Genomic DNA, 23,653 nt, shown 5'->3' on the forward strand with positions numbered 1-23,653 from the left:
ATTGTGGGAACTATATAAACTCGGTTGTCAGGGAAACGACGAGGATTTCGTTCTTCCTTTGGATTATTCTATCACAGATTACACTGATTTGATTTGGGGAACAAGGTTTTAAGGATTAGGAGGATTGCAGTTTTTAACTGACGATTTGTCGGCTATTAGCTGTCGGCTGTTGTCTTTAAGTCAAAATCGGCATATTCTATGAGATTATTGGTGACTTTATGCAAAGATGGGAAAAAGGGTGAAATGATGTGGCTGACGACAAACAGCACCGATTTTAACTCAAAGGACACGATGGGGTTTTCTATCGGCTGTTGTCTTTAAGTCAAAATCGGCATATTCTATGAGATAATTGGTGACTTTATGCAAAGATGGGGAAAAGGTGAAATGATGTGGCTGACGATAAACAACACCGATTTTAACTCAAAGGGTGCGATGGGGTTTTCTGTCGGCTGTCGGCTTTAAGTCAAAATCGGCATATTCTATGTGATAATTGGTGACCTTATGCAAAGATAGGGAAAAAGGTGAAATGATGTGGCTGACGATAAACAACACCGATTTTAACTCAAAGGGCGCGACGGGGTTTTCTGTCGGCTGTTGTCTTTAAGTCAAAATCGGCATATTCTATGTGATAATTGGTGACTTTATGTAAAGATAGGGAAAAAGGTGAAATAATGTGGAAGACCACAAGCAACACCGATTTTAACTCAAAGGACGACAGCAAGGAAAGCGAATAACTTTTTAAGTTGACACAAATTCTGCTTTTTCCACTTGTGTTTTATTATAAGTGAAATAGTTAAAAAATAGAGGTATTATGCGTAAGAAATGGTGGATCATAATCGGAATAATCGTTCTGATTGTAGCTGGCTTGCTTTTTGCCAAAAGCTGCGGCAAAAAGAAACAACCGGAAAAAGTTCAGGCAACGGAAGAAGAGACCTATACTGTAAAGCGGGGTGACATATCTTCTCGGATAGAAATTACCGGTGAAGTTCAGCCCAAAGCAATGGTTTCTCTGAAGTCCAAAGTCAGCGGTAAAATAGTAAAGTTTTATGCCGATGAAAATGATTATGTTACCTCCGGGCAGATAATTGCCGATATTGAACCGGACTATAATCAAGCAAATACATTGTTTAACACGAAAGCGATGTTGCAAAAAGCAGAAATAAACCTGAAAAATGCGCGTAAGGATTTGACTGACAAAACCGTTCTTTTGCAGCAACATTTTATCTCTCAGGATGAATTTAATAAGGCAACCGATGCTTTACAGGAAGCGGAAATTGAATATGCTCAAGCCAGCAGTCAATATGAAATGATTCGCGATTTGGATGTGCCAGGAAAAGTTACTCATGTTTATGCCACTTCCAGCGGAGTTGTTATTGAGCGTGATATCAACGAAGGAGAAATGGTTCAATCCAGTTTAACGAGTTTTGGAGAAGGCACGGTGATAATGAAAATTGCCGATTTGAACCAAATGATCATTAAAAGTAACATCAACGAAGTGGATATTTCGAAATTCAAACTGAGCCAAAATGCGGAAATATCTTTAGATGCGCTTCCTTATGATAAATACGAAGGAAAAGTCATTAGAATCGCTCCTCAAGCTATCATCGAAAATAATGCCAAGGTCTTTCCCATTGAAATTAGCATAAATGCCACGGGAAAAACCGCAAAACCTGGAATGACAGCTAATGTAACTATTCTGGCAGATTCGCGTGAAAATGTTTTGGTAATTCCCATTCGAGCCGTGTTCAGCAACGATAAAAATCAGGATATCGTTTATCTGGTGACAGGAAACAAGACCCCAACTCCCGCTCCCAAAACTAAAGGTAAAGAAAAAACAGAGGTAACTGCCAATAATGTGGCAACTCCGGTAAAGCTGGGGACGAATGACTTATTGCAAGTAGAAGTGATTGAAGGGCTTAAGGAAGGCGATAAAATTCTGCTGAACGAACCCGGAACAGCTAAAAACAACTTTATGATGATGTAAAAAAAATGATTAAAATTGATAAACTTAGCCGCTATTTTGGCGATATCAAAGCCGTGGATGAAATCAGTTTCTGCATTCAGGATAAGGAAATAGTTGGCTTTTTAGGACCCAATGGAGCCGGAAAAACCACTACCCTCAGAATGATTGTGGGCTATTTGCAACCCACTTCTGGCAACATAGAAATTGATGGAGAAAGCATTTTTGCCAATCCTTTGAAAGCCAGCAGTCAAATTGGCTATTTACCCGAACAAAATCCTCTCTATGATGAAATGAGCGTTTATGAGGCATTGGCATATTTTGCTTCTTTACGCAAACTGAAAAAGGATTATTTTATGCAGCGTTTGGATTTCGTGGTGAAAAACTGCGGACTGAAAGAGGTCTTATATCAAAGAATAGGAACACTTTCCAAGGGTTATCGTCAACGCACTGGTTTGGCACAGGCAATTTTACACGATCCCCGGATTATCATTATGGACGAGCCAACTTCTGGGCTTGATCCCAATCAAATAATTGAAATTAGAGAGCTGATTCGAGAATTGGGAAAGGAAAAAATGGTATTGCTCTCCAGTCATATAATGCAAGAAGTGCAAGCATTATGTGACAGGGTGGTAATTATCAATAAAGGCAAAATCATTGTGGATGACACAAAAGATAACTTACCTAACTATTTAATCAAGAGCCGAATGCTGAATCTGGAAGTGCAAGGTGAAAATATTGATTTTTCCGAGTTTTTGGCAATGTATCCTTTTGTGGAAGCAGAGATATTGTCCCAAACCGAAACAACTTGCGAAATCGGTTTTTATGAAACACAAGAAATTGATTTACGCCAAGAACTTTCCAGCTATATCAGACAAAAAGGTTGGTTGATTTTAGAATTATCTGCCAGTAAACTAAGCTTGGAATCTATTTTCCACGAGCTTACGGAGGGTGAAAACATTGTAACGGAAGAAGAAGCAAATGTTGAAGAGCAGACAGAGCAAACCGAAACGGAATGCTCTTCAGAGGATGGAGAATAACGATGAAAACTGTTTTTACCATTGCCAAAAAAGAATTTCAGGTTGCCATGCGTTCTGTTTCCACCTACATTGTTTTTGTCCTGTTTTTAGTGATTATCGGCGTTATTTTTTCCAATATGGTGTTCAAGATTGCCCGAGCCGAACTGCGCTTTTTGTTTGAAATGATTCATATCATCTTTTTGTTTTACATACCTGCCATAACAATGGGAAGCATAGCGAAAGAAAGACAAAGCGGAACTTTGGAATTGCTATCCACTTTGCCGATCAAGCTTTCCTCCATTATTTGGGGGAAAATTTTGGCTGCTTTATATCAGTTAATCACGATTATTATCCTCACGCTGATATGCTTTGGCATAATTGTTATTTTTGGCGAAGGAATAGATTACGGGGCAATAATTTGTGGCTATATTGGTTTAATTCTGGCTGGTCTTGCCTACACTTCCATCGGAGTGTTCGCTTCCAGTTTTCCCAGTAATCAAATATTGGCTTTCGTGCTGGCTTTGCTGATTTCAGCTGTCTTTTATCTGCTGAAATTCATTTTACCACTTTTGCCGTTTAGCATTGTGCCGGTGTTTCAATATCTCAGTTTTGATTATCATTTGAGCAGTTCTTTAAAGGGTGTGATAGATACGCGCGATATTCTCTTTTTCTTGGGTGTAACGGTTATTTTTGCGCTTTTGGCACAATTTAATCTGCAAAGTAAAAATCTGATGCAGGAGCGTTAAATGAAAAAGGCAAAAAAAACCAGTTCCATTCTGGGCAACCTGTTAATCAAGCTGGCAATCGTTCTGATGGTTTTGTTGATTGGCTCCTATGCCAAAGTGCGATGGGATTTTTCCCAAAATAAAGCATATTCCCTTTCGCAGGTTAGCAAAGATGCGGTTAAAACGCTGAAAGACAATATGGTTGTGAAACTATACTCCAGCAAGGATTTACCTGCTCAGATGAGTGCTTCCGATCGCTATGTGAAAGACCTTTTGGAAGAGTATAAACAGGCAGGGAAGGGAAAATTTCATTATGATTTTATTACTGGTCTTACGCAGGAAGAACTGAAAAATAAAGCTCAACTTTATGGCATTCCGACAATGTATTTCCAGATTTTTGAAAATGACAAAACCACTACCAAAGAGATTATTTACGGCTTAGTATTTGAATATCAGGGCAATTTTGAGTCCTTAAACATATTACCGGATATGCAAAATCAGCTGGAATATGAAATGACCCTCAAAATTCAGAAAATTGCCCGCTCTTCTTTACCTGACATTTCCGTTTATGCTGATACGCTTTATTCCGTTATGCCCAAAACGAAATATGAAAATGAGCTTAATTCCAATTACAATGTCCATTTAACCGATTTGATGACTCCTCCGCAACAGACCCCAGTAATGATTTTCCACGCCGGATTTGATTCTTTAACCACTACCCAATTGTATAATTTAGACCAATATATAATGAAAGGTGGAAACCTGGTTGTTTTAGCCGATAAGATTGCTTCCAACGGAGAAAGAGTTTTGGAAATAGATTCCAATCTCTTTTCTTTTCTGGAAAATTACGGCATCAAATTCAGCAATGCCATTGCTATGGATATTTTCTGCGATTCCAGACAAATGGGGGTGGACACTAATATTTCTTTTCCCATTTATCCTGTCTTAAGGGGTTCCCAACATCCCATTACAAAGAATATTTCCAATATTATCATATATATGGGCAATGGGATTATGTTCAATCGAAAGCCCGGTTTGAAATTGCAAACCATTCTGGCTACATCCACAAATAGCGCACTTTTGGAAGGGCCAGATTATGAACTTGATCCGAACTTGTTCATAAGCCCCGATCCCAAAGTATTCACTAAGCCCCCCATTCCTTTGGGAGTTATTGTGGAAGGCAAAATGGAAAGCTATTTTGCCAAGCAAACTCAAAACCAAAAACCGGGTTTTGTGCCGGAAACCACTAAGAGCAAAATAGTGGTTTTTGGAGATAGAGAACTGTATATAGACCCCGATAAACCCATTTATGAAAATAGATATAAGATAATCTTAAATGCCGCGGATTGGATTATGAACCGCAAAGATATGATTTCCATTCGTTCTCGTCAATTACAGGAAAGCATTTTGGATATTCCCTATTATATGCATAAAAGGAATCTCATCTGGGGTGACCCGGCAAAAACGGAACTAAGAATAAAACTCGGCATCAACATCGCTGCAACATTCTTACCTTCTTTAATTCTTATTTTAGTAGGAGGAATTATGGCTTTGCGCCGGAAACGGAATTTGAAAAAGGTAAATGAAGAAAACTAAATTAATTCTTCTGCTGGTTCTGATTATCCTGATTGGGCTATATTTTATCCTAAAAGCTTATCAGCCGAAAGAAAAACTTGCCCGAGTTTTTGATCTGGATACTTTAGCCATCAACAGGATTGAAATCTACGACGCCCAAAATACCCTCAAAATGGTTAAAGAAGGCAAAATCTGGAGATTGACCTATCCAGTTAAATGGGAAGCTGATAGCTTGAAAATCCAGGCATTTTTTAGAGATGTGATATCTGCCACTTACGATACCACTCCTATGAGCACAGGCAAAGAGGCAATAGATAAATATCAACAGAAAGATGAAGAAGCGCTGCATATTATTGTGAGCGATGGGAAAAAAACAGTGCATACTCTATTCAGCAATTTGAACAATCCTTACGATTATTTCCGCTACGCTCACAAGAATGATATCTATCAGATAAAAGCCAAAGTTACCAATAACTATAATACGGAATTAATCAATTGGCGCTCTTCTCATATTGTCAGTTACCAAGAAGAAGAATTGCTGCAGATTGAAGTTACGCATCCCAAAAATAAATACACTCTTACCCGTAAAGGAACGGATTGGCATTATAAGGATTCCACCCAGGAATTTAAAATAAATCCGTATAATCGGGGGTTGATCAAAGTTCTGAATATCCTGGCAAATCTGAATACCTTTATCTTTGTAGATGACGCTGCGGAGAACTATGCAGCCAAATTCCAAAAGCCATATTGCACGGTAAAATTATCCTTAACCAATAACCGCTCTCAGGAACTGAAATTCATAGAACACACTAAGGGTGAATATTTAATGATGATAGATAATGATTCAAGCGTCCTTTTTGTTATCAGCTGGGATTCCGTTTTTCGCTTTACCAGGCATCCGGATGTATTCAAGTATTTGGAGTATTACTAAAATGCTAAACCTGAAAAGAATCAAAGAACTGGATAGTGAACTATATCAAAAGATAACAAAACTGTGGCAAGAAACGGGAATCAGCAAACCGGAACGCAAGGACTCCTTGGAATCCATAAAGAATAATCTACATTATACTGGCACTATTATCATTGCAGAAGAAAATGAAGACCTGGCAGGCGCCGTTTGGGTATGCCACGATTATCGTCGTCTTTACATTCACCATATGGCTGTTTCTCCTTCCAGGCAAAATCAAGGCATCGGAAGTAAGCTGCTATATGAATGTATTGCCATAGCCAAAGAGCTTGGTTTGCAAGCCAAATTGGAAGTTAATATCGACAATCCTGCCGCCTTTCATCTTTATCAGAAATCTGGCTTTACAGAACTTACCGGTTACAGAGTGCTCATTAAAAGAGATGTTTGAATAGTTCTATTTCTTTGCAGTTTTACTGCGGAATATAATTAGAGGTGGCTATGAAAAAACGATTACTTGTAGCAACGGGCGGGGGTGATTGCCCCGGCTTAAATGCAGTTATCAGAGCTATTGTAAAAAGAGCTGCTCTTGAACACAATTGGGAGGTTTTAGGTAGCATTGATGCTTTTAACGGAATTTTACAAGACCCGATGCACATTATTGAACTAACTCCCGAAATAGTTGCCGGAATTCATGTTCGGGGAGGAACCATCATCGGAACGACCAATAAAGGGGGTCCTTTCTCCTGGCCCATTAAAAATCCCGATGGAACCTGGACTGCCGTAGATCGCTCTCAGGACTTTATGGACCGCCTGCGTTATCAAAATATTGAAGCATTAATCAATATTGGCGGCGATGGTTCGCAACGAATATCTCAACAACTTTACGAACTTGGCTGTCCCGTTATCGGAGTGCCTAAAACGATTGATAATGATCTTTCAGCCACGGATTTCACTTTCGGATTTCAAACCGCGGTAGATATTGCTACCGATGCTGTGGATAAACTTGTTACCACTGCCGCAAGTCATCATCGTATCCTAATTTTGGAAGTTATGGGTCGTTATGCAGGTTGGATAGCGCTTCATTCTGCCATCGCGGGAGGCGCGGAGGTCTGTTTGATTCCTGAAATTCCCTATAGCATAGATAAAGTAATGGAAGCAATCAATGAACGCATAGACAGAGGTCACGATTTTGCCAATATTGTAATTGCGGAAGGTGCCAGACCCATAGGGGGAGATATGACTTTTCAGCCAAGTGAAGAACCGGGAGCAATGAAAATGAAATTAGGGGGAGCGGGTTTACGACTGTCTCAGGAATTGAAAGATGCCGGCTGCACCATTGATATTCGCGAAACCATTTTAGGGCATTTGCAAAGAGGTGGAACTCCGAATGCCTTTGACCGGATTTTGGCTTCCCAATTTGGGGTAAAGGCATTTGAACTTGTTTTAGAACAAAAATGGGGCTCTATGGTTGCCTATCATCATCCTAATATTGTAGCTGTTCCTTTGGCGGAAGCCATCCGACAATATAACTATATTGATGTTTCATCGGACTTAGTGGCAACCGCACGCGGGCTAGGTATTTCTTTAGGAGATTGATCTTGAATGGGGATCTCGCCGAAGAAGCCACCGAAAATGTTTCCCGCAGATTACGCAGATTTATTTTCACGCAGATTACGCAGATTGCGCTGATTCTGTTTTAAAGACCAGGATTTTAATAGAATATTTCGCCACCGAAACCACCGAAAATACCGAATTTTCTTCACGCAGATTTCGCAGATAGCGCAGATTCAGTTTTAGAAACAAGGATATGAACACAGTATAGAAATAATGGAGGGTTGAAATCCCCGTCAACCACAACAAACAAACTATCAAGCTGTTATAAAATAAGGCGGAAACTACATAACTCGGTTGTCAGGGGAACGACAGGATGTCGTTCTTCCTTTGGAATATTCTCTCACAGATTACGCAGATTCAGTTTTAGAAACAAGGATTTCAGGATTAAGAGGATTTATAGTTTAGTTCCGTCAGGAACGATATATACTAACGACGGGTTTTAACCCGTTGCAAATAGTAACAGATACAATTAGTCCCAGCGGGACGACAGATATTAACGACGGGTTTTAACCCAGCGTTGAAATACAGGAGGGTTGACGTCCCCGTCAACCACAACAGACAAACTATCAAGCTGATATAAAATAAGGCGGAAACTACATAACTCGGTTGTATGGGGAACGACGAGGACGTCGTTCCTCCTGGTCAACCACAACAAACAAACTATCAAGCTGTTATAAAATAAGGCGGAAACTACATAACTCGGTTGTCAGGGGAACGACGAGGACGTCGTTCTTCCTTTTACACAGATTTAGTTTCACGCAGATTTGATTTTAGAAACAAGGAGTTAAGGATCATGGGTTTGTAGTTTATTTATCTTTAATCTTAATTAGTTGCTGATTCAGTTCTTCCACTTGTTTTCTTCTGGCGTATTTTTCCGCTGGAAAGTGATAAGCGTGTTCCTTATACCTATCTGCAAATAACTTTTCCAGTGCTTTTTTTATAGCGGAAGAACTCTCCATCGGGCAGATATTATTCTGTCCGCTTTCTGCTAAAAGTTCTGCAGCTTCTCCTTGTTTAGGGATAACAGCCAAAATGGGTTTTCCTATTCTTAAATACTCAAATACCTTGCTGGTAATGACTCCGTGAGAAGTATTGGAATTTATCAACAGTAGCAAAGCATCGGAAGATTGCATTGCGGCTAAGGCATCTTTATGGGTAAGCTGAGGAATTATCTTCACAATTTCTTCCACTCCGCTTTGCTGAATTTCCTGATAGGTCTCCCTATGGTAGTTTCCATAAAAATAAAGACAAAAACCTGCCGGGAGTTTATTTTCCTGTTTCAGTTCTTTTATGGCTCGCAGCAACCATTTTAAAGAGAGTTTGGCTGTAATGGTGCCAAAATAACTCAATGAATATTTATCAGGATCGGTTTTCACTTCTTTCAAGTCAGCAAAATCCTCTTCATCATTGCCATTATACAGAAGGAAGGTTTTGTCCCGCAGTTTGCTGTCAAAATGATTACTAATATCTTCTACGATGCCTTTGGAAGCCGCAACAATTAATGCTGCGTCTTTTAGAATCAATTTTTCAAAATGGCGCGAAAAGCATCTATTTAAATATGTTCCTTGCAATTTATAGTCATTCAGGAGAGTCCAATAATCGCGCATATCCAAAACATAAGGCAGTTTAAAGCGTTTACTTAAATATCTTACAGCCACGGCAGATGAAAAGGGTCCGCAGGAAACATAGATAAGATCGTAGCTATCTGCCGCAAGGAATTTTTTGGCTGTCTTCAGTAAATTGGGCAGCCAAAGCACTTTATCATCCAGAGGATAGAGCCAACGGATAAATATTTTCAATTTTTCCGGAGTTTGGTGATATATCTTATCAGACATCGTTTTGTTTTTCCCGCTTAGCTTTTCCAGGATGGACATTGGATCAAAAGAGGGAATATGGATGATGCGATTTTGTTCGCATTGAGCTAACAGTCCGTTATCGTAATAGTTATAAACTATATTGCCCACAGTTAACACATCAATTGTATTACCCAGTTGGCTTAAATATTTAACTGTTTTTAGGTTTCGTAAAGAGGCAGGTCCCGCCAGAGGAGGATAGAAATAACTGATATAGAGTATTTTCATTGGGAGTTAAGTCCGTTGATTATTTTAAAAAGCTCTGGTTCCAGGGCTTCCCAATTAAATTTGTTCTCAGTAAGTTTAATGCACTTATCGCTCATTGCCTGATATGTATTCTTATTCAAGTTTAGCATTTTGGCACAGGCATCGGCTAATGCTTTAGATTGATAAGCCGAGCAGATACCTAAACCGTTTTTTTCAATCAGTGCTTTCATTATGGGGGTTTTAATGGTAACTACGGGAAGTCCGGCAGCCAGATATTCCAAAACTTTTAGGGGGGTGGAAAGTTGTAAGCGCTTATTTTTAGGATTAAATATCCAAAGTCCAAATTTACTGCGTTTTAGCAAAAGACCGATTTTTTCTGCCGGAATCCAGCTTTGATAATAAATTAACGCATTCAAGTTATTATCATTGATGCTTTGATTGAATCTCTGTTCCACTTCTTTTTTAAAGAATTTGCCCACAATCAGCACTTTTAGAAAAGGAAAATCTTGTTTTAGCAGGGAAACCGTTTTCAAAATTTTAAATATTCCCCTATCCTCCGTTAATCCACCAATATAGATAAAATCAAAGTTCATCTCACATATTTGTTCCAAAGAGCCCGGCATATTGCATTCGTAATCCCAAACATTTTTTACCGGATAATTGGGCAGGACAAGATATTGCCTGCTTTGGTTTCTATCCTGAAGTTGTTTTTGCATTGTGCGGTTTACGGTGAACACGGCATCTGCTATTTTCAGCAACTGCTTTAAAGATACTTGATAAATTAGGTAGGCAGGAAAGCGCAAAAACAGGGGAAACCTTTCACTGAAGGCAATTGCAAAGAATTCGTGAACATCGAAAATAACCTTTAGCTGCAGCTTATGCTTCAGAACCCAGGCAATCAGCAAAGTTAAGGGCTCCACGCAAATTAGGATATCCGGTTTTAAATCCCTAACCTTTTTACCCAATTGCCAAATGGCAGCCCAACGGGAGGAAGCGTCAACAACCATTTGATAAGGATTGAGCTTGTTATTTATTACTCCGTTGGTAGTAATCAAATAAACTTCGTTTTCTTTGGCTAAACTCATTGCCAGCTTGTAATATAAACGCACATCATTCGTAGGATGCGTGTTGGTAACAATACATATCTTCATTTTCAGGACTGCCTTTTAAGGTTAATCTTTTACATTATATTAAAGCATAAGCATTTATGTCAAGAGGAAAAGTGGTTATTGCATCGATAACTTATTTAAGCATACCAAAACAATAGTGCCTATCACTCCTCATAATTTGGCTCTGAAAGGATGGATAAATAAAATAAGCTAACTCTCAATTATGGAACAATGCTATTTCCCATTTGCCCAATTGCTAATACGAGGTCTGGGAGATTGGCTCGTAAGAATTAATTATATCCATTTCCACGCCTGCCAGCCATAACTTAATGAGGCAAATAGAATTGGGATCTGGAGGCACATTACATTTCCCGCGTGCTTCTTTCAGTTCTAAACCTTTTTTTTCGGATTCATAATACAAAACAGTGAGCCGTTGAGGATAGAGCATTTTAGCCACAAAGTATGTTTTAGCGCGAATATCTCTCAGATAAGAATAAATGCAATGATGCATTTCCGTGCCTTCTCGATATAATTCAATTGAATTATGAATATGTTCTATCCAAAGCGTATGGCATTTGATATCTTTGGCAATGCTTTCCGGAAATGGCTCATAATCTACCTGGTCGATTTTCGTTATTTGTTTTGCCAGCTCATCGTGGTAATTTTGAACTTCGACCATTGTCCTCAGGTTCATTTTTTTAACTGGCAAACCGTTGTCCTTGATAATTTCACGCATGCGGTAAATATCACTAATTTGAAAACTGATAATCTCTATTTCTTTCTGATTCATAGTGGCAATTTTAGCGATCAAGTTATAGTTCAGTATTTCATCTGCTCCCATACATACGAGGGATAAACTAAAGGCATTGTGCACAGGGAAAAAAGATAATTGACGCAGTAAGTTAGGATTATTCTGCAAACTGGTTCTTAAGATGAAGAAAATATTAGTGGAACAAGATTCCGGTTTTATGTTAGCAAAGGTCTTAACCATCGATTCGCAAGCTGGAAAGCCAAAATAACCCAAAATCTCTTTGCGTTTGTGGGTAATTAGTTTGGCAGAAGATTGCCAGTATTTTTTGCTTTTTAAGGGATGAAAAACAGCGTGCGCACTAAGCAAATAACCAATCGCCGGATTTGTCTGCATCAGTTCAAAAGCATAATTTCCTTCCCTTAAAAGCAGACATAAAATGAACCAATGGCGAGAAGCAAAACGGTTCACCAGCTCAATTTTTTCCGCTCCTATATATGCCTCCATACTTTTGTAGATAGATTCTTTGTGCCGAGCATCCAAGCGAATGGCATAATTACTACTTTTCAGGTTATCGGCTTTGGGCATCCTAAATATAAAAGGATAAGATTGGGTAGGGAGAAAACTTTCCCAGTAATTGTTTTTCAGCTGTTTCTGATAGGCAGCGGGATAAGGACTTCCAAAACGAATGACCTTTATCTTGCGTTTGGTAAAATGATAGAGTTTACCCTCTTCCGCACTGAAGATAAGCGTGCTTTTTTCTATCTCCCGATAATGTCTGGAATCGGTTTTAAATTCCTTTGTTTCCATAGTTTGCCTCCTGCCAGTTTTTTTTGCTCGCTGCAGAATTAATCCACTTTTAGGTGTTTCGCATAAAAACATTCCACTTCAGATGAATATTAATGTCAAGTAAAATCGGGCTAAACTGAAAGGGATATTTTCCTTGACGAATCCACGGTTCATAAAATTCTGGAAAAAAACTCAAGGAGACCTAAAATGGCTGTTAAAATTGATAAAGAGACCTGTATCGGTTGCAGTGCATGTGTTGATGGATGCCCTGTTTCCGCTTTAACGATGGTTGATGGAAAAGCAGTATGTGATGCATCTCTTTGCATAGATTGTGGTGCCTGCATAGCTACCTGCCCCGTTCAAGCAATTTCAGAATAATTAAGTTCCACATATCCTTACACTTAAAGAATTAAGCAACCCCGAAAGCAAATTTTATTTGCTTAGGGTGTTGTTTTTTCTTATATTATTGATATGTTGTCTTAAGCCAATTCCCCCCTTGGCAACTAATTCATTTTCGCTAAAACAGAATTTGGCATAGCATTACATCGTTATCTTAAGACATACAAACGAAGAAGAGGTATTACAAATGAAACGCTTTATTTTATTTTTGCTTATAAGTATTTCGGTTGGGCTTTGTTACTCCATTCAAGTGAGTGGAAATCAAAGCGGTATATGGTCTCCGGAGAATAATCCTTATGAAGTGATAGGTGCCATAACTGTTCCTTCCCCAGATTCTTTAATCATTCAAGCAGGGGTGGAAGTGCATATTATGGGTTCCTATCAAATTACCGTTCAGGGAATTTTGAATGCTTATGGAACACAGGCAGATAGCATTCGTTTTTTGAATATGCAAACCAATCCGACCGCTCTTTGGCCTGGCTTGCGTTTTGAAAATTTACAGCTTACCAGTCACTTGAATTATGTCTATATAGAATATGCCACTTACGGAGTGCGCACGATAAATTCACCCATCGCTTTGGCTCACTGTCATCTAAATCTTTGTGAAAAGGGAATGGAGCTTTATGGCATTGGTTCTGCAGTTCCTCTTCCTAATGTAATAGAATATTGCCTAATAGAAAACTGCACGCAAAACGCTATTTTGGTTACCTCTAATAGCAATGCCTATATCAGGTATAACGAAATTTGCTATAATGGAACCGGACCTCAATTTCGGGCAGCGATTCAAATGGGCAATCAATCTGGCGTAAATCAATGCAATCCCAATATCTTAAATAATCATATCCATCACAACTACAAACAGGGAATTTCTGCTTGGGACATTGCCTCTTCGGGTTCCATCAATCCCCAGATTTTAAACAACATCATTGAATATAACTATACCGGCATCTATTTATTACAGGCATCTGGTTATGTAGCGGATAATCAAATCAACTTCAATTTCATTCCGGGAGATATGAATTCCGGAGCGGGAGTAATGGTTTCGGGAGTTACATCCATCCCTTATTTTGAGCGCAACCATATTGAGGGTAATTATACCGGATTTTACATTACCAATAACGGCAAACCAGTTTTAGGCAACTTGGCTTTAAATCATATTTGGGCGCAAGGAGAAAACACCATTATCAACAATATCGATGCTTCTGGCAATAATAATTCCGTTTTTTGCGATACATATCCCAATGCCAGCTTCATCATTATGGCGGAAAACAATAATTGGGGTTTTTCTACTGTAGCCGCAATTGCTGAGACCATCAACGACCACAATGATAATGCTGCTTTACCGACAGTGGATTTTGAACCCTTCATAATTCCTATGGAAAATACAACCATCAATGGCAGTTATAGTTACAGCGGAACAGCTCAAATTGCTGCAGCACGCTTGGAACTAATTACCGTATCCGAAAGTAATATTCAAGTTACATTTCCCCTTTCCGAGCTTAATTTTTCCCTTGAAACAGATATCGCTGAGGATTTTTATATGCAGGTTGTTCTAACCGAAACAGGAACGGGCAAAGAATTTTATGGTTGTGCCGGCGGTTATGGCACTCCCACTGTTTTTTCACCCAATCCAGGTAATTCCATTAATGTAGGCACAATTGAAGTTACCGATAATCCTCTGCCCCGTTATGAATATGTGGCAGAACCATTTCAGGAGAATAATTTAACCCTCTATCCTTTGGCAACGGGAAGAGGACTTTACTGTTATGAAAAGCTGGATATCGTTTATGCTGAAGGTGACTATCTATACCTGAAAAGAAACTTTTGGCAAACTCCCACCGGGGAAGTGGTAACGGAACTACCTGTGGGCACTATTTACAAAAAATATTTGCATATTAACGCCGGGGACAGCTGGCAGCAGACCGAAGTTAGCTATCCGGGCAATGTAACTTTTACTTCTACCGTTTATGTGGATAATTGCGGGGGAGAATTTTCCAATTCTGACAAACTTTTTACGCGTAAGGACGCCCAAGGCAACATTATTGATAAATGGTTGAAATTGAATAGCGGAGAATTACTTTTCCACTATCAAAATCATTATACCATTGCTAAGGAAAGGGTTCAGTATATTCCTGGCAATAATGATCCCTTAACTGCCGGCAATATTACACTCTTTACCGCTGAACCGTTAAATGATAATCCCACTTACTTGGTTTATGATCCTAATATTCAAAATCAGGTTCGCCTTTTCTGGCAGGCACCTTCCACGGGAAATTACAGCTGGACAAATTATCGTATCTACGAAAATGGTCAGCAAATTGCCGAAATTCCCTTCTCTCTTAGCGAATATGTGGTTAGTCCTTTTAATCCGCAAGTTACGACTTCTTATTATATAACCGCCACCGATGGAACCAATGAATCGGAACCCAGCAATTCAGTTACGGTTATTATAATCGGAACCGAAGATCCCATTCAGAAACCGGTGGTGATCAATGTTTTCCCCAATCCGGTAAATTTTGTGACCGGCTCTGCTTTGAAGATAGAAATGAAGAATTTGCAGAGTAGAAATGCCGAGCTGGAAATCTACAATATTAAAGGACAATTGGTCTTTCGCCAAAACAATCTTGACGCTAACACTATCCTCTGGAATGGAATAGATAATAAAGGTGTGCACAGCGCGTCCGGAATCTATTTCTTGAAAGTGAAAGTTATCGGCGAAAAACCTGTAACCCGCAAAATATTGGTCTTGTAAAAAGGATTTTAGGATTGGATTTTCGGACCAAGGATTTAACAGAATAATTAACCACCGAAGCCACCGAAATTCGATAAACAACCGAGGACACTGAAAAAAATTTAAGCACGCAGATGGCGCTGATGACGCAGATTTAATAGATTTTGGGGCATTTTAGAAACAAGGATTTCAGGATTGAAGCTTAGAAACAAGGATTTCAGGATTTCAGGATTAGGAGGATTTAATTATATAGCCAAAAAAAGCCCCCCAAGGGCGACACAATCATAGCGATGGGAGCGTAAGCCCCTCGGTAAAAATAAAATACGCTCATTATTTTTTTTATTTTCTTTTCCCAAAAAAGCCCCCCAAGGGCGACACAAAAATAGCGATGGTGGCGTGAGCCCCTCGGAATAAGGATTTTAGGATTTAAGCTTAGAAACAAGGATTTAAGGATTTTAGGATTTAGAGGATTTTTTTGAAACCAGGATTTAAGGATTCATAAGTTATCTATTTTAGGTTAGTTCCGTCAGGAACGATACATACTAACGACGGGTTTTAACCCGGCGCAAATAATAACAGCTACAATTAGTCCCAGCGGGACGCAAATAATAACAGCTATAATTAGTCCCAGCGGGACGACAGATATTAACGACGGGTTTTAACCCGGCGAAAATATAGGAGGGTTGACGTCCTCGTCAACCACAACAAACAAACTATCAAGCTGTCATAAAATAATGCGGAAACTAAATAACTCAAGCTTGTATGGAATAATGCGGAAACTGCATAACTTGGTTGTCAGGGGAACGACGAGGACGTCGTTCTTCCTTTAAATATTTTCTCTCACAGATTCCACAGATTTATTTTCACGCCGATTGCGCTGATAACGCAGATCTAATTTTATAAACAAGGATTTCAGGATTATGAGGATTATATTTTATAACTGCTTATTATATAAGAATTTGATAAAGCCCCTGAGGGCGACACAAAAATAGCGATGGTGGCGTAAGCCCCTCGAAAAAAGAAGACACAATCATCATCTTTTTTATTTTAGCCCCTGAGGGCGACACAAAAATAGCGACGGTAGTAAAAATAATCTGTCGGTTGTCGACTTTAAGTCAAAATCGGCCTTTTTAATGAGATAATTATTGACATTGTTCAAAGATAGAACCAATGAATGGAGTTATGTGGCAAATCACAAGCAAAACCGATTTTAACTCAAAGTGCGACTCACTGTTCATTAACAGTTCTTCTTTGCTCGCTAATTTCTCTTACAATTCCTTAACGTTCTTCTTTGCTCGCTAATCCTTCTTACTATTCCTTAACAATTGTTCTTTGCTCGCTAATTTCTGTTACAATTCTTTAACAATTCTCTAACATCTCCGTAACGGCATTACAGCAGTGTTAGGGAAGTGTTACTGAGTCATTACATAATCGATTAGCCACGAATCAATTAAGCCAACCAAAAGCAAAAACACGAGAATTATAGTTAACTTGCTTAAATGCAATATAGATAGCAGGCAATAAGTCATTCTCAATAACTATGTTTTTCTGCTGGTTTCTCTTTTTAGCACTCTATATATCTTCCCAAAGTCATCACCCAAGATTCCTATTTCGTATTCTATCCAATAACAGACAAAAGCAAGGGGAGTAAAGTTGGCAGGCAATAAGTCATTCTAAATAACTATGTTTTTCCACTGCTTTCTTTTTTTTGCATTTGTTACCTCTTCAGAAAATCCTTGCCAAAAATTCCCCTTGCATATTTTATAGAAAATAGACAAAAGCAAGGGGAGTAAAGATGGCAGACAAATTATATTTGCTTGATGGCACAGCGTTGTTATACAGGGCTCATTTTGCCTTTATCAAAAACCCGTTAATCAATAGCAAAGGAAAAAACATAAGCGCCCTTTTTGGTGTTATCAATTCTTTTTTACATATCATAGAAAATACTCAGGCAGCTTATGTAGCCATATCTTTTGACCGAAAAACCCCCACTTTCAGGCATAATTTATATCCGGCATACAAAGCTCAGCGTCCGCCTATGCCGGATGAACTTGCAGCCCAAATTGAGCCAGTAAAACAATTCTTCGAATTGATCGGTTTAAAAGAAATCGGTTTGGATGGTTATGAGGCAGATGATATTTTGGGCACTTTGGCAAAGCAATATGAAGATGAAATGCAAATTGTGCTTGTAACCAGTGACAAGGATTACTGCCAATTAGTTGATGAACAATCAGTTATGCTTGATCCTATGAAAGATGCTCTGCTGGATAGAAATGCCGTTTATGCCAAATATGGCGTTTATCCGGAGCAGTTTATTGATTATTTGGCTTTGGTGGGTGACCCTTCAGATAATATTCCCGGAGTAAAAAGCATCGGTCCTAAAACTGCTTCAATGCTTTTAACAGAACATAAAACCCTCGATAATATTTATGCTAATTTGGAGACATTGAAGCCACGCCTGCAAGAATTGCTGCTGGAAAACAAGGATAGCGCATACCTTTCCAAACAATTAGCCACTATTAAAACCGATGTCCCCATTCCCAAACCCACTTTGGATTATTTAACTTTTTGGACGAAAGACCTGACGAAGGCAATTCCTTTGCTGGAAGAGTATGAAATTAATTCCATCAAACGCAAAATTGAGCTTAAATATGCGGAAGCCAAATCGCCTGTTCAACTTCCCGAATTTCAGGACGATATTTTTTCGGCAAATACGGAATCCCCTCAAGATACATCTGAAACAGAAGCAAAAATGCCTTTTGAAGCAGTTTTGGTTAACCCTCGCAATTTCGTTACTTTGCTGAAAGAACTGAAAGAAGCAAAACAAATTTCCATAGACACGGAAACGGATTCCCCTGAACCAATGCTGGCAAATTTGGTGGGCATATCTTTTTGCGTAGAGGAGAAAAAGGCATATTATCTACCTTTAAAGCATCGGGCAAGAGAAAATTTACCCCTGCCAGAAGTTATTCGGCATCTAAAAGATGCGTTAAAAGATAAAGTCCTGCTGGGACATAATCTCAAATTTGATCTGATAGTGCTTGCCAGGCACGGATTGGAATTGCATAATCCTCTGTTTGATACAATGCTGGCTGCCTATATTTTGGATCCTGGAACACTGAATTATTCTTTGACTGCTTGCGCTCTTAATGAATTGAATTATAAGATGATACCGATTAGTGATTTGATTGGCAAAGGCAAAAATCAAGGCACTTTTGATCTGGTAGAGCCAAATGTTGCCTGTGTTTATTCCGCAGAAGACGCTTGGGCTGTGTATAAACTCTTTCCGATCTATCGTCGGAAAGTGGATTTTAGCCCGATGGCAACTCTGTTTGATTCGATTGAATTGCCGCTCATAAAGGTCTTGCAACAAATGGAAATGAACGGAGTGGCGATCGATTGTTCCATCTTGGAGGAAATTTCACGGCAAATAAATCAGGAATTAAAAGACCTCACCGATAAAATTTATGCTTTTGCGGGCTATGAATTTAACCTAAATTCTACGCAGCAATTGGCAAAAATGCTCTTTGAAGAAAAAAAGTTGCCCTTAGGAAGAAAAACTAAAACCGGTTTTTCCACCGATAACAATGTTTTGGAAGATTTGGCGGTGGATTATGAAATTACCAGAATAATTATCCAGTATAGGCAACTAACCAAATTGCAATCAACTTATATTTCCGCGCTGCCCAAAATGATCAATCCCCAAACGAAAAGGATTCATTCTTCCTTTAATCAAACAGTTACCTCCACGGGGCGTCTTTCTTCATCCAATCCAAATTTGCAAAATATACCGGTTAGAACCGATTTGGGGCGCGAAATTCGCAAGGCATTTTGTGCTAAGGATAATGAGCATCTCATTCTGGATGCCGATTATTCTCAGATAGAATTGCGTTTATTGGCTTTAATGAGTGAAGACGAGGTCTTAATTCAGGCATTCAAACAAGACCTGGATATCCATAAAAGAATGGCTGCCAAGATTTTTAATGTAACCCTCGAACAGGTCTCCACCAGTCAAAGAAGAGCTGCCAAAACCATTAATTTTGGCATTCTTTATGGAATGGGGCAACGCAAACTGGCGCATGACCTGGGTATATCATTATCTGAGGCGAAAAAAATAATTGATGATTACTATGCCCAATTCCCTTCCATCCGCGAATTTATCAATCAATGTATCTATAAAGCTCGCCAGCAACATTATGCGGAAACCCTTTTTGGCAGGCGTTTATATCTGCCCAATATAGAAAGTAAAAACCAAGGACTAAAAAGCGAAGCGGAAAGAATAGCGGTAAATATGCCTATTCAGGGAACTGCTGCTGACCTGATAAAAATTGCTATGATAGATATTTACAATCAGATAGCTGAACGCGAAGACATAAAAATGATTCTGCAAGTGCACGATGAACTGATTTTCGAAATTCAGCAAAATGTGCGGGAAGAAGCGAACTTAATCGTTAAAAAATGTATGGAACAAGCCCTGCCAGCTAAATATGCGGAAAAAGTACACCTTAAGACGGATGTGGGAATAGGGAAAAATTGGTTTGAAACCCACTGAGAAAGCTGACGAACAAACAAGTTAAGTGGTAAAAAAGAACCTTATAAAAAGAATCTGAACTTAGTTATGAGGAGGATTCTCTTTGACTTTTTCGGTATCCTCGGCATTTGATTTTTCTGCATTTTCGCTATGTTTTAACCGCTCCAACCAGTGGGATTTTTTGGGAAAATGCAACATCCAATGGATAAGAAAAAACGCTAAAACAAGAACGATGGCTCCAATCACGATCAGCAACCAAGGAAAATTTTTCCTCAGTTCCACTGTCATAAGTTCTTGTTTATGCCACATTTTGCGAGTATCAAAACGCCAAGTAACGGTGCGATTTTCATAATCCACATTTTCGGATAAAGCATTGGTGGAAATAATTTTCCAAGGTAAATGAACTTTATAGGTCCAGATTGGATTATCAGGTTGTAATCTGCCTAAAATATCTTCAATGCCATCTACTTCTTCTGGTTCCTGATTGCCGAGAGCTATTCTGCGCTTAAAAGTTATTCTTCTGCCCGGTTCTTTGTTGAGGGTTATTTTGCCCCAAAAATCGGCTGCACCCAATTGATCATTTACATTATTAAAGGCATCAATGCTTTTAAATTTGAAACGAATGGTGTAGATTACATCAGGTCCCTTTCTGTGAATGGAATAGGATTGTAAGTTTATACCTGGCAATGTTGCTTTCCGCATAATTTCTTCCGGATTTTCATAAGGAGAACGATGAATAACGCGCAAAACAGCTCTTCCTGAGCCATTGTGATTTATCCACAATTCTTCGTCATATTGAACGCAACCCGCTAATAGCAGTAGCGTTAGTAGCAACAGTCCAAGGCGTTTCATTAACCAATCCTTCTTAAAATATAAAGATTTACAAAGCAATAAAACCAAAAGCGTTTTTTTTGGCAAGGGAAAAATTCCTGTTGACAAAAGTATTAAATTGCTTATAATAGTATAAAGAGATTAAGTAAGGAGGAAATTATGATAGCTCTAAGACAATTATGGCGTTGCCTCATTTGCGGAAATGTAGTTGAAGTAACTTTTGTGGGTGGTGGCGAATTAGTTTGCTGCGGACAGCCAATGCAGTTGTTAACTGAAAATACGGTGGATGCGGCAGTAGAAAAACATATACCCGTTATAACCGATTTAGGTGATAAGATTGAGGTAAAAGTGGGAAGCGTTCCTCACCCGATGGAAGCAAAACATTATATTACTTTTATTGAAGTTCTTACGGATACGAAAGTGATCAGAAAAGAACTAAAACCTGGAGATGAACCTAAAGCCATCTTTAACATTAAGATGGATAAAGTGAAAGAAGTGCGCGAATACTGTAATGTGCACGGTCTTTGGAAAGCATAAAAGAAGGAGATAAAATGACATTTATTGACACTCGAACTGCTGAAAATCTAATGAAATCCTTTGCGGGAGAAAGCCAAGCGAGAATGAGATATCTTTATGCAGCTAAAACAGCTAAAAATGAGGGCTACGAACAAATATCCAATATTTTTACGGAAACGGCGGAAAATGAAAAAGAACATGCCAAGATATTCTTCAAACACTTGCAAAAACTTGGTTTGGAAGGTGAAATGCTCAATATCATCGCTTCTTATCCAGTTGGCTGGTCTGCCGAGAGCACTCAAAAAAATCTGGAATATGCAGCCAATGGAGAAAATGAGGAATGGACTGAGCTCTATCCCGTTTTTGCCGATGTTGCCGAAGAGGAAGGTTTTAGCGATATTGCTCATTCCTGGCGAATGGTTGCCAAAGTGGAAAGAGAGCATGAAAAACGATTTCGTAAGCTATTCAACAATATAAAAGATCAAAAGGTCTTTGTGCGTGAAGGAAAGGTCTTCTGGAAATGCCTGAATTGCGGTTATATTCACGAAGGAACAGAAGCGCCGAAAGTTTGCCCTTCCTGTAATCACCCTCAAAGCTATTTTGAACTTTTTGTGGAAAATTACTAAGATAGCAAGGAGGCAGAAAAATGCAAAAATATCAATGTATCGCTTGTGGATGGATTTACGATCCCGCTGAAAACGACAATATATCTTTTTAGGATTTACCTGATGACTTTGTTTGCCCCGAATGCGGTGTAGGCAAAGATATGTTTGAACCGTTGGATTAGAAATATCCATTCCTAAAACTACCGGGGAGTTTTGGCTCTCCGGTAGTTTATCTAAATGCAGAAGCAGCTATTGCGGAGCTTAGTAATATAACTCTATGTGGGTGATAGTTATTTAAAAATTATAATACTGGAGAAATTGAAGTGCAAAAGCAAGAATTTGACGAAATTCTGGATTTTGCCGTTTCGCGCGAACAAGAAGCGGTAAAATTCTATCAGGACTTGCAAAATTATGCTCGATTTAAAGACCTGAACAGTATGCTGAAAGGTCTGGAATCGATGGAACAAGGACATATCAAAGTAATTGAAAATATCAGACAAAACGGTGTTAAAGAAGAAGATATAAAAAAAGTAACCAATTTGAAAATCAGCGATTACTTAAGTGTTGATATCGCCGATTTGGATATGAATTATCAAAATATCCTCGTGCGAGCAATGAAAAGAGAAGAGAATTCTTTTATGCTCTATTCCGAAATGAGCGTTAAATTTCCCGATCCTGAAATTGCCACTCTTTTTAGACGGTTGGCTGCCGACGAAGCACAGCACAAACTTTTTTTTGAAGGTCTATACGACGATTGGTTGAGAACTGGAAATTGAAACTTGCGCTTGACACCACTCAAAATTCTGGTTCCATTGCTTTGGCTGATACAAATAGAGTTGTTTATTCCGCTTATTTTGACATCAAAATAACCCATAGCGAAACCCTGATGCCAGCTATTGACTATGCTTTTTCTTTTTGTAATTGCCAACGCCATGAACTGAATGAAATCTATGTATGCAAGGGTCCCGGCTCCTTTACAGGAATAAGAATCGGACTGGCAACCGCCAAAGGAATTGCCTTTGCTTTGGGAATTCCTCTTTATGCTTATTCTTCTTTAGAATTGGCTGCCTTGCCGGCAAGCGGATTGGGACGAAATATTTTAGCTGCCATCGATGCTAAGATGCAGGAAGTATATTACGCTTATTATGACGCAAAGCTAAAAGAACTGATTCCTGCCGGTATTGGCAAACCAGAAGAGCTGCTAAAACTTAAGCTACAGGATTTTATTTTATGCGGAAGTGCTTCAGAAATTCTCTCACCGTTATTTATCGATGCCGGATATAATTTCTATACTCTAAATCCGATTCTGAAAATACCCTCGGCAGCAGGACTTTTTGCCTTGCCCAATATTTTACCGGTAAAACATCTACCGGAAGATCTGGAAGAGCTGGAACCGCTCTATTTGAGAGAAGCTAAAGCACAGATAAAAAAATTATAGTTCCAACGAGCAGTTAATTAAGATTGAGTTACCTGTTTCCAATAAGCAAACCCTAAAGCAATGCAGATAATTAGTTATCTATAAGAACTTATAGAG

At 38.9% G+C, this 23,653-nt stretch carries 18 protein-coding genes and 1 pseudogene; 15 read left to right on the forward strand and 4 right to left on the reverse strand.

The features are described from left to right. The first annotated feature begins 811 nt into the window (after positions 1 to 811). From ABFC98_04260 to ABFC98_04290, 7 genes are read left to right on the forward strand one after another with little or no spacing between them, the layout of a single operon-like run. Positions 812 to 1,984, forward strand: coding sequence for an efflux RND transporter periplasmic adaptor subunit (locus tag ABFC98_04260; protein MEN6445242.1), 1,173 nt, complete (start codon positions 812 to 814; stop codon positions 1,982 to 1,984). A 5-nt stretch (positions 1,985 to 1,989) separates the two neighbouring features. Next, positions 1,990 to 3,000: an ATP-binding cassette domain-containing protein gene (locus ABFC98_04265; GenBank protein ID MEN6445243.1), complete on the forward strand. Its 1,011-nt coding sequence runs from the start codon at positions 1,990 to 1,992 to the stop codon at positions 2,998 to 3,000. Between the two features lie 2 nt (positions 3,001 to 3,002). Continuing rightward, the gene (locus ABFC98_04270) at positions 3,003 to 3,725 is read left to right on the forward strand and encodes an ABC transporter permease subunit (protein MEN6445244.1); all 723 of its coding nucleotides are present in this window, start codon (positions 3,003 to 3,005) and stop codon (positions 3,723 to 3,725) included. Next, positions 3,726 to 5,300, forward strand: a complete 1,575-nt coding sequence (locus ABFC98_04275; GenBank protein ID MEN6445245.1) for a Gldg family protein — start codon at positions 3,726 to 3,728, stop codon at positions 5,298 to 5,300. Beyond that, positions 5,287 to 6,210 (forward strand): DUF4340 domain-containing protein, encoded by a 924-nt coding sequence (locus ABFC98_04280; protein ID MEN6445246.1) that lies wholly within the window; start codon positions 5,287 to 5,289, stop codon positions 6,208 to 6,210. The genes ABFC98_04275 and ABFC98_04280 overlap by 14 nt, the downstream gene beginning before the upstream one ends. A gap of 1 nt (position 6,211) precedes the next feature. Then, positions 6,212 to 6,634 carry a GNAT family N-acetyltransferase gene (locus tag ABFC98_04285; GenBank protein MEN6445247.1) on the forward strand — a complete coding sequence of 141 codons (423 nt, stop codon included), beginning with the start codon at positions 6,212 to 6,214 and terminating at the stop codon, positions 6,632 to 6,634. 50 nt (positions 6,635 to 6,684) lie between these two features. Then, entirely contained in the window at positions 6,685 to 7,782 is a 1,098-nt protein-coding gene (locus ABFC98_04290) for an ATP-dependent 6-phosphofructokinase (protein MEN6445248.1), read from the forward strand. Positions 7,783 to 8,606: 824 nt separating this feature from the next. On the opposite strand, the gene ABFC98_04295 is transcribed toward ABFC98_04290, so the two are convergent. The 3 genes from ABFC98_04295 to ABFC98_04305 all read right to left on the reverse strand — a co-directional run bounded on the left by ABFC98_04295 (position 8,607) and on the right by ABFC98_04305 (position 12,527). Beyond that, positions 8,607 to 9,881, reverse strand: coding sequence for a glycosyltransferase family 4 protein (locus tag ABFC98_04295; protein MEN6445249.1), 1,275 nt, complete (start codon positions 9,879 to 9,881; stop codon positions 8,607 to 8,609). Beyond that, on the reverse strand, positions 9,878 to 11,011 hold the full coding sequence (locus tag ABFC98_04300; protein MEN6445250.1) for a glycosyltransferase: 1,134 nt from the start codon (positions 11,009 to 11,011) through the stop codon (positions 9,878 to 9,880). Before ABFC98_04300 ends, ABFC98_04295 begins: the two co-directional genes overlap by 4 nt. Positions 11,012 to 11,225: 214 nt before the next feature. Beyond that, the gene (locus ABFC98_04305; protein ID MEN6445251.1) at positions 11,226 to 12,527 is read right to left on the reverse strand and encodes a PcfJ domain-containing protein; all 1,302 of its coding nucleotides are present in this window, start codon (positions 12,525 to 12,527) and stop codon (positions 11,226 to 11,228) included. A 186-nt stretch (positions 12,528 to 12,713) separates the two neighbouring features. Between ABFC98_04305 and ABFC98_04310 the strand changes: the two genes are divergently transcribed. The 3 genes from ABFC98_04310 to polA all read left to right on the forward strand — a co-directional run bounded on the left by ABFC98_04310 (position 12,714) and on the right by polA (position 20,188). Further along, positions 12,714 to 12,884, forward strand: coding sequence for a 4Fe-4S binding protein (locus ABFC98_04310; GenBank protein MEN6445252.1), 171 nt, complete (start codon positions 12,714 to 12,716; stop codon positions 12,882 to 12,884). A gap of 208 nt (positions 12,885 to 13,092) precedes the next feature. Further along, positions 13,093 to 15,657, forward strand: a complete 2,565-nt coding sequence (locus ABFC98_04315; GenBank protein ID MEN6445253.1) for a T9SS type A sorting domain-containing protein — start codon at positions 13,093 to 13,095, stop codon at positions 15,655 to 15,657. Between the two features lie 1,774 nt (positions 15,658 to 17,431). Further along, on the forward strand, positions 17,432 to 20,188 hold the full coding sequence (polA, locus tag ABFC98_04320) for a DNA polymerase I (GenBank protein ID MEN6445254.1): 2,757 nt from the start codon (positions 17,432 to 17,434) through the stop codon (positions 20,186 to 20,188). Positions 20,189 to 20,248: 60 nt separating this feature from the next. On the opposite strand, the gene ABFC98_04325 is transcribed toward polA, so the two are convergent. Further along, the gene (locus ABFC98_04325) at positions 20,249 to 21,019 is read right to left on the reverse strand and encodes a hypothetical protein (GenBank protein ID MEN6445255.1); all 771 of its coding nucleotides are present in this window, start codon (positions 21,017 to 21,019) and stop codon (positions 20,249 to 20,251) included. Positions 21,020 to 21,157: 138 nt separating this feature from the next. On the opposite strand from ABFC98_04325, the gene ABFC98_04330 reads away from it, so the two are divergent. From ABFC98_04330 to tsaB, 5 genes and pseudogenes are all read left to right on the forward strand, one after another. Then, complete coding sequence (locus ABFC98_04330) at positions 21,158 to 21,535, forward strand: desulfoferrodoxin (protein ID MEN6445256.1); 378 nt, start codon at positions 21,158 to 21,160, stop codon at positions 21,533 to 21,535. Positions 21,536 to 21,549: 14 nt separating this feature from the next. Then, on the forward strand, positions 21,550 to 22,140 hold the full coding sequence (gene rbr, locus ABFC98_04335; GenBank protein MEN6445257.1) for a rubrerythrin: 591 nt from the start codon (positions 21,550 to 21,552) through the stop codon (positions 22,138 to 22,140). A gap of 20 nt (positions 22,141 to 22,160) precedes the next feature. Continuing rightward, a pseudogene (locus ABFC98_04340) lies at positions 22,161 to 22,301 on the forward strand (rubredoxin). Between the two features lie 141 nt (positions 22,302 to 22,442). After that, entirely contained in the window at positions 22,443 to 22,895 is a 453-nt protein-coding gene (locus ABFC98_04345; protein ID MEN6445258.1) for a ferritin family protein, read from the forward strand. After that, the gene (tsaB, locus tag ABFC98_04350) at positions 22,892 to 23,557 is read left to right on the forward strand and encodes a tRNA (adenosine(37)-N6)-threonylcarbamoyltransferase complex dimerization subunit type 1 TsaB (GenBank protein MEN6445259.1); all 666 of its coding nucleotides are present in this window, start codon (positions 22,892 to 22,894) and stop codon (positions 23,555 to 23,557) included. The genes ABFC98_04345 and tsaB overlap by 4 nt, the downstream gene beginning before the upstream one ends. Positions 23,558 to 23,653: the final 96 nt, after the last annotated feature.

It is taken from the genome of Candidatus Cloacimonas sp., assembly GCA_039680785.1.
Lineage (GTDB): Bacteria > Cloacimonadota > Cloacimonadia > Cloacimonadales > Cloacimonadaceae > Cloacimonas.

Bases quoted from the DNA above. Each gene is read 5' to 3' on its own strand.
- ABFC98_04265 (MEN6445243.1), top strand. From the start codon at position 1,990: ATGATTAAAATTGATAAACTTAGCCGCTATTTTGGCGATATCAAAGCC.
- ABFC98_04275 (MEN6445245.1), top strand. From the start codon at position 3,726: ATGAAAAAGGCAAAAAAAACCAGTTCCATTCTGGGCAACCTGTTAATC.
- polA (MEN6445254.1), top strand. From the start codon at position 17,432: ATGGCAGACAAATTATATTTGCTTGATGGCACAGCGTTGTTATACAGG.
- ABFC98_04305 (MEN6445251.1), bottom strand. From the start codon at position 12,527: ATGGAAACAAAGGAATTTAAAACCGATTCCAGACATTATCGGGAGATA.
- ABFC98_04260 (MEN6445242.1), top strand. From the start codon at position 812: ATGCGTAAGAAATGGTGGATCATAATCGGAATAATCGTTCTGATTGTA.
- ABFC98_04300 (MEN6445250.1), bottom strand. From the start codon at position 11,011: ATGAAGATATGTATTGTTACCAACACGCATCCTACGAATGATGTGCGT.
- ABFC98_04290 (MEN6445248.1), top strand. From the start codon at position 6,685: ATGAAAAAACGATTACTTGTAGCAACGGGCGGGGGTGATTGCCCCGGC.
- ABFC98_04285 (MEN6445247.1), top strand. From the start codon at position 6,212: ATGCTAAACCTGAAAAGAATCAAAGAACTGGATAGTGAACTATATCAA.
- ABFC98_04280 (MEN6445246.1), top strand. From the start codon at position 5,287: ATGAAGAAAACTAAATTAATTCTTCTGCTGGTTCTGATTATCCTGATT.
- ABFC98_04310 (MEN6445252.1), top strand. From the start codon at position 12,714: ATGGCTGTTAAAATTGATAAAGAGACCTGTATCGGTTGCAGTGCATGT.
- ABFC98_04330 (MEN6445256.1), top strand. From the start codon at position 21,158: ATGATAGCTCTAAGACAATTATGGCGTTGCCTCATTTGCGGAAATGTA.
- rbr (MEN6445257.1), top strand. From the start codon at position 21,550: ATGACATTTATTGACACTCGAACTGCTGAAAATCTAATGAAATCCTTT.
- ABFC98_04295 (MEN6445249.1), bottom strand. From the start codon at position 9,881: ATGAAAATACTCTATATCAGTTATTTCTATCCTCCTCTGGCGGGACCT.
- ABFC98_04325 (MEN6445255.1), bottom strand. From the start codon at position 21,019: ATGAAACGCCTTGGACTGTTGCTACTAACGCTACTGCTATTAGCGGGT.
- ABFC98_04270 (MEN6445244.1), top strand. From the start codon at position 3,003: ATGAAAACTGTTTTTACCATTGCCAAAAAAGAATTTCAGGTTGCCATG.
- ABFC98_04315 (MEN6445253.1), top strand. From the start codon at position 13,093: ATGAAACGCTTTATTTTATTTTTGCTTATAAGTATTTCGGTTGGGCTT.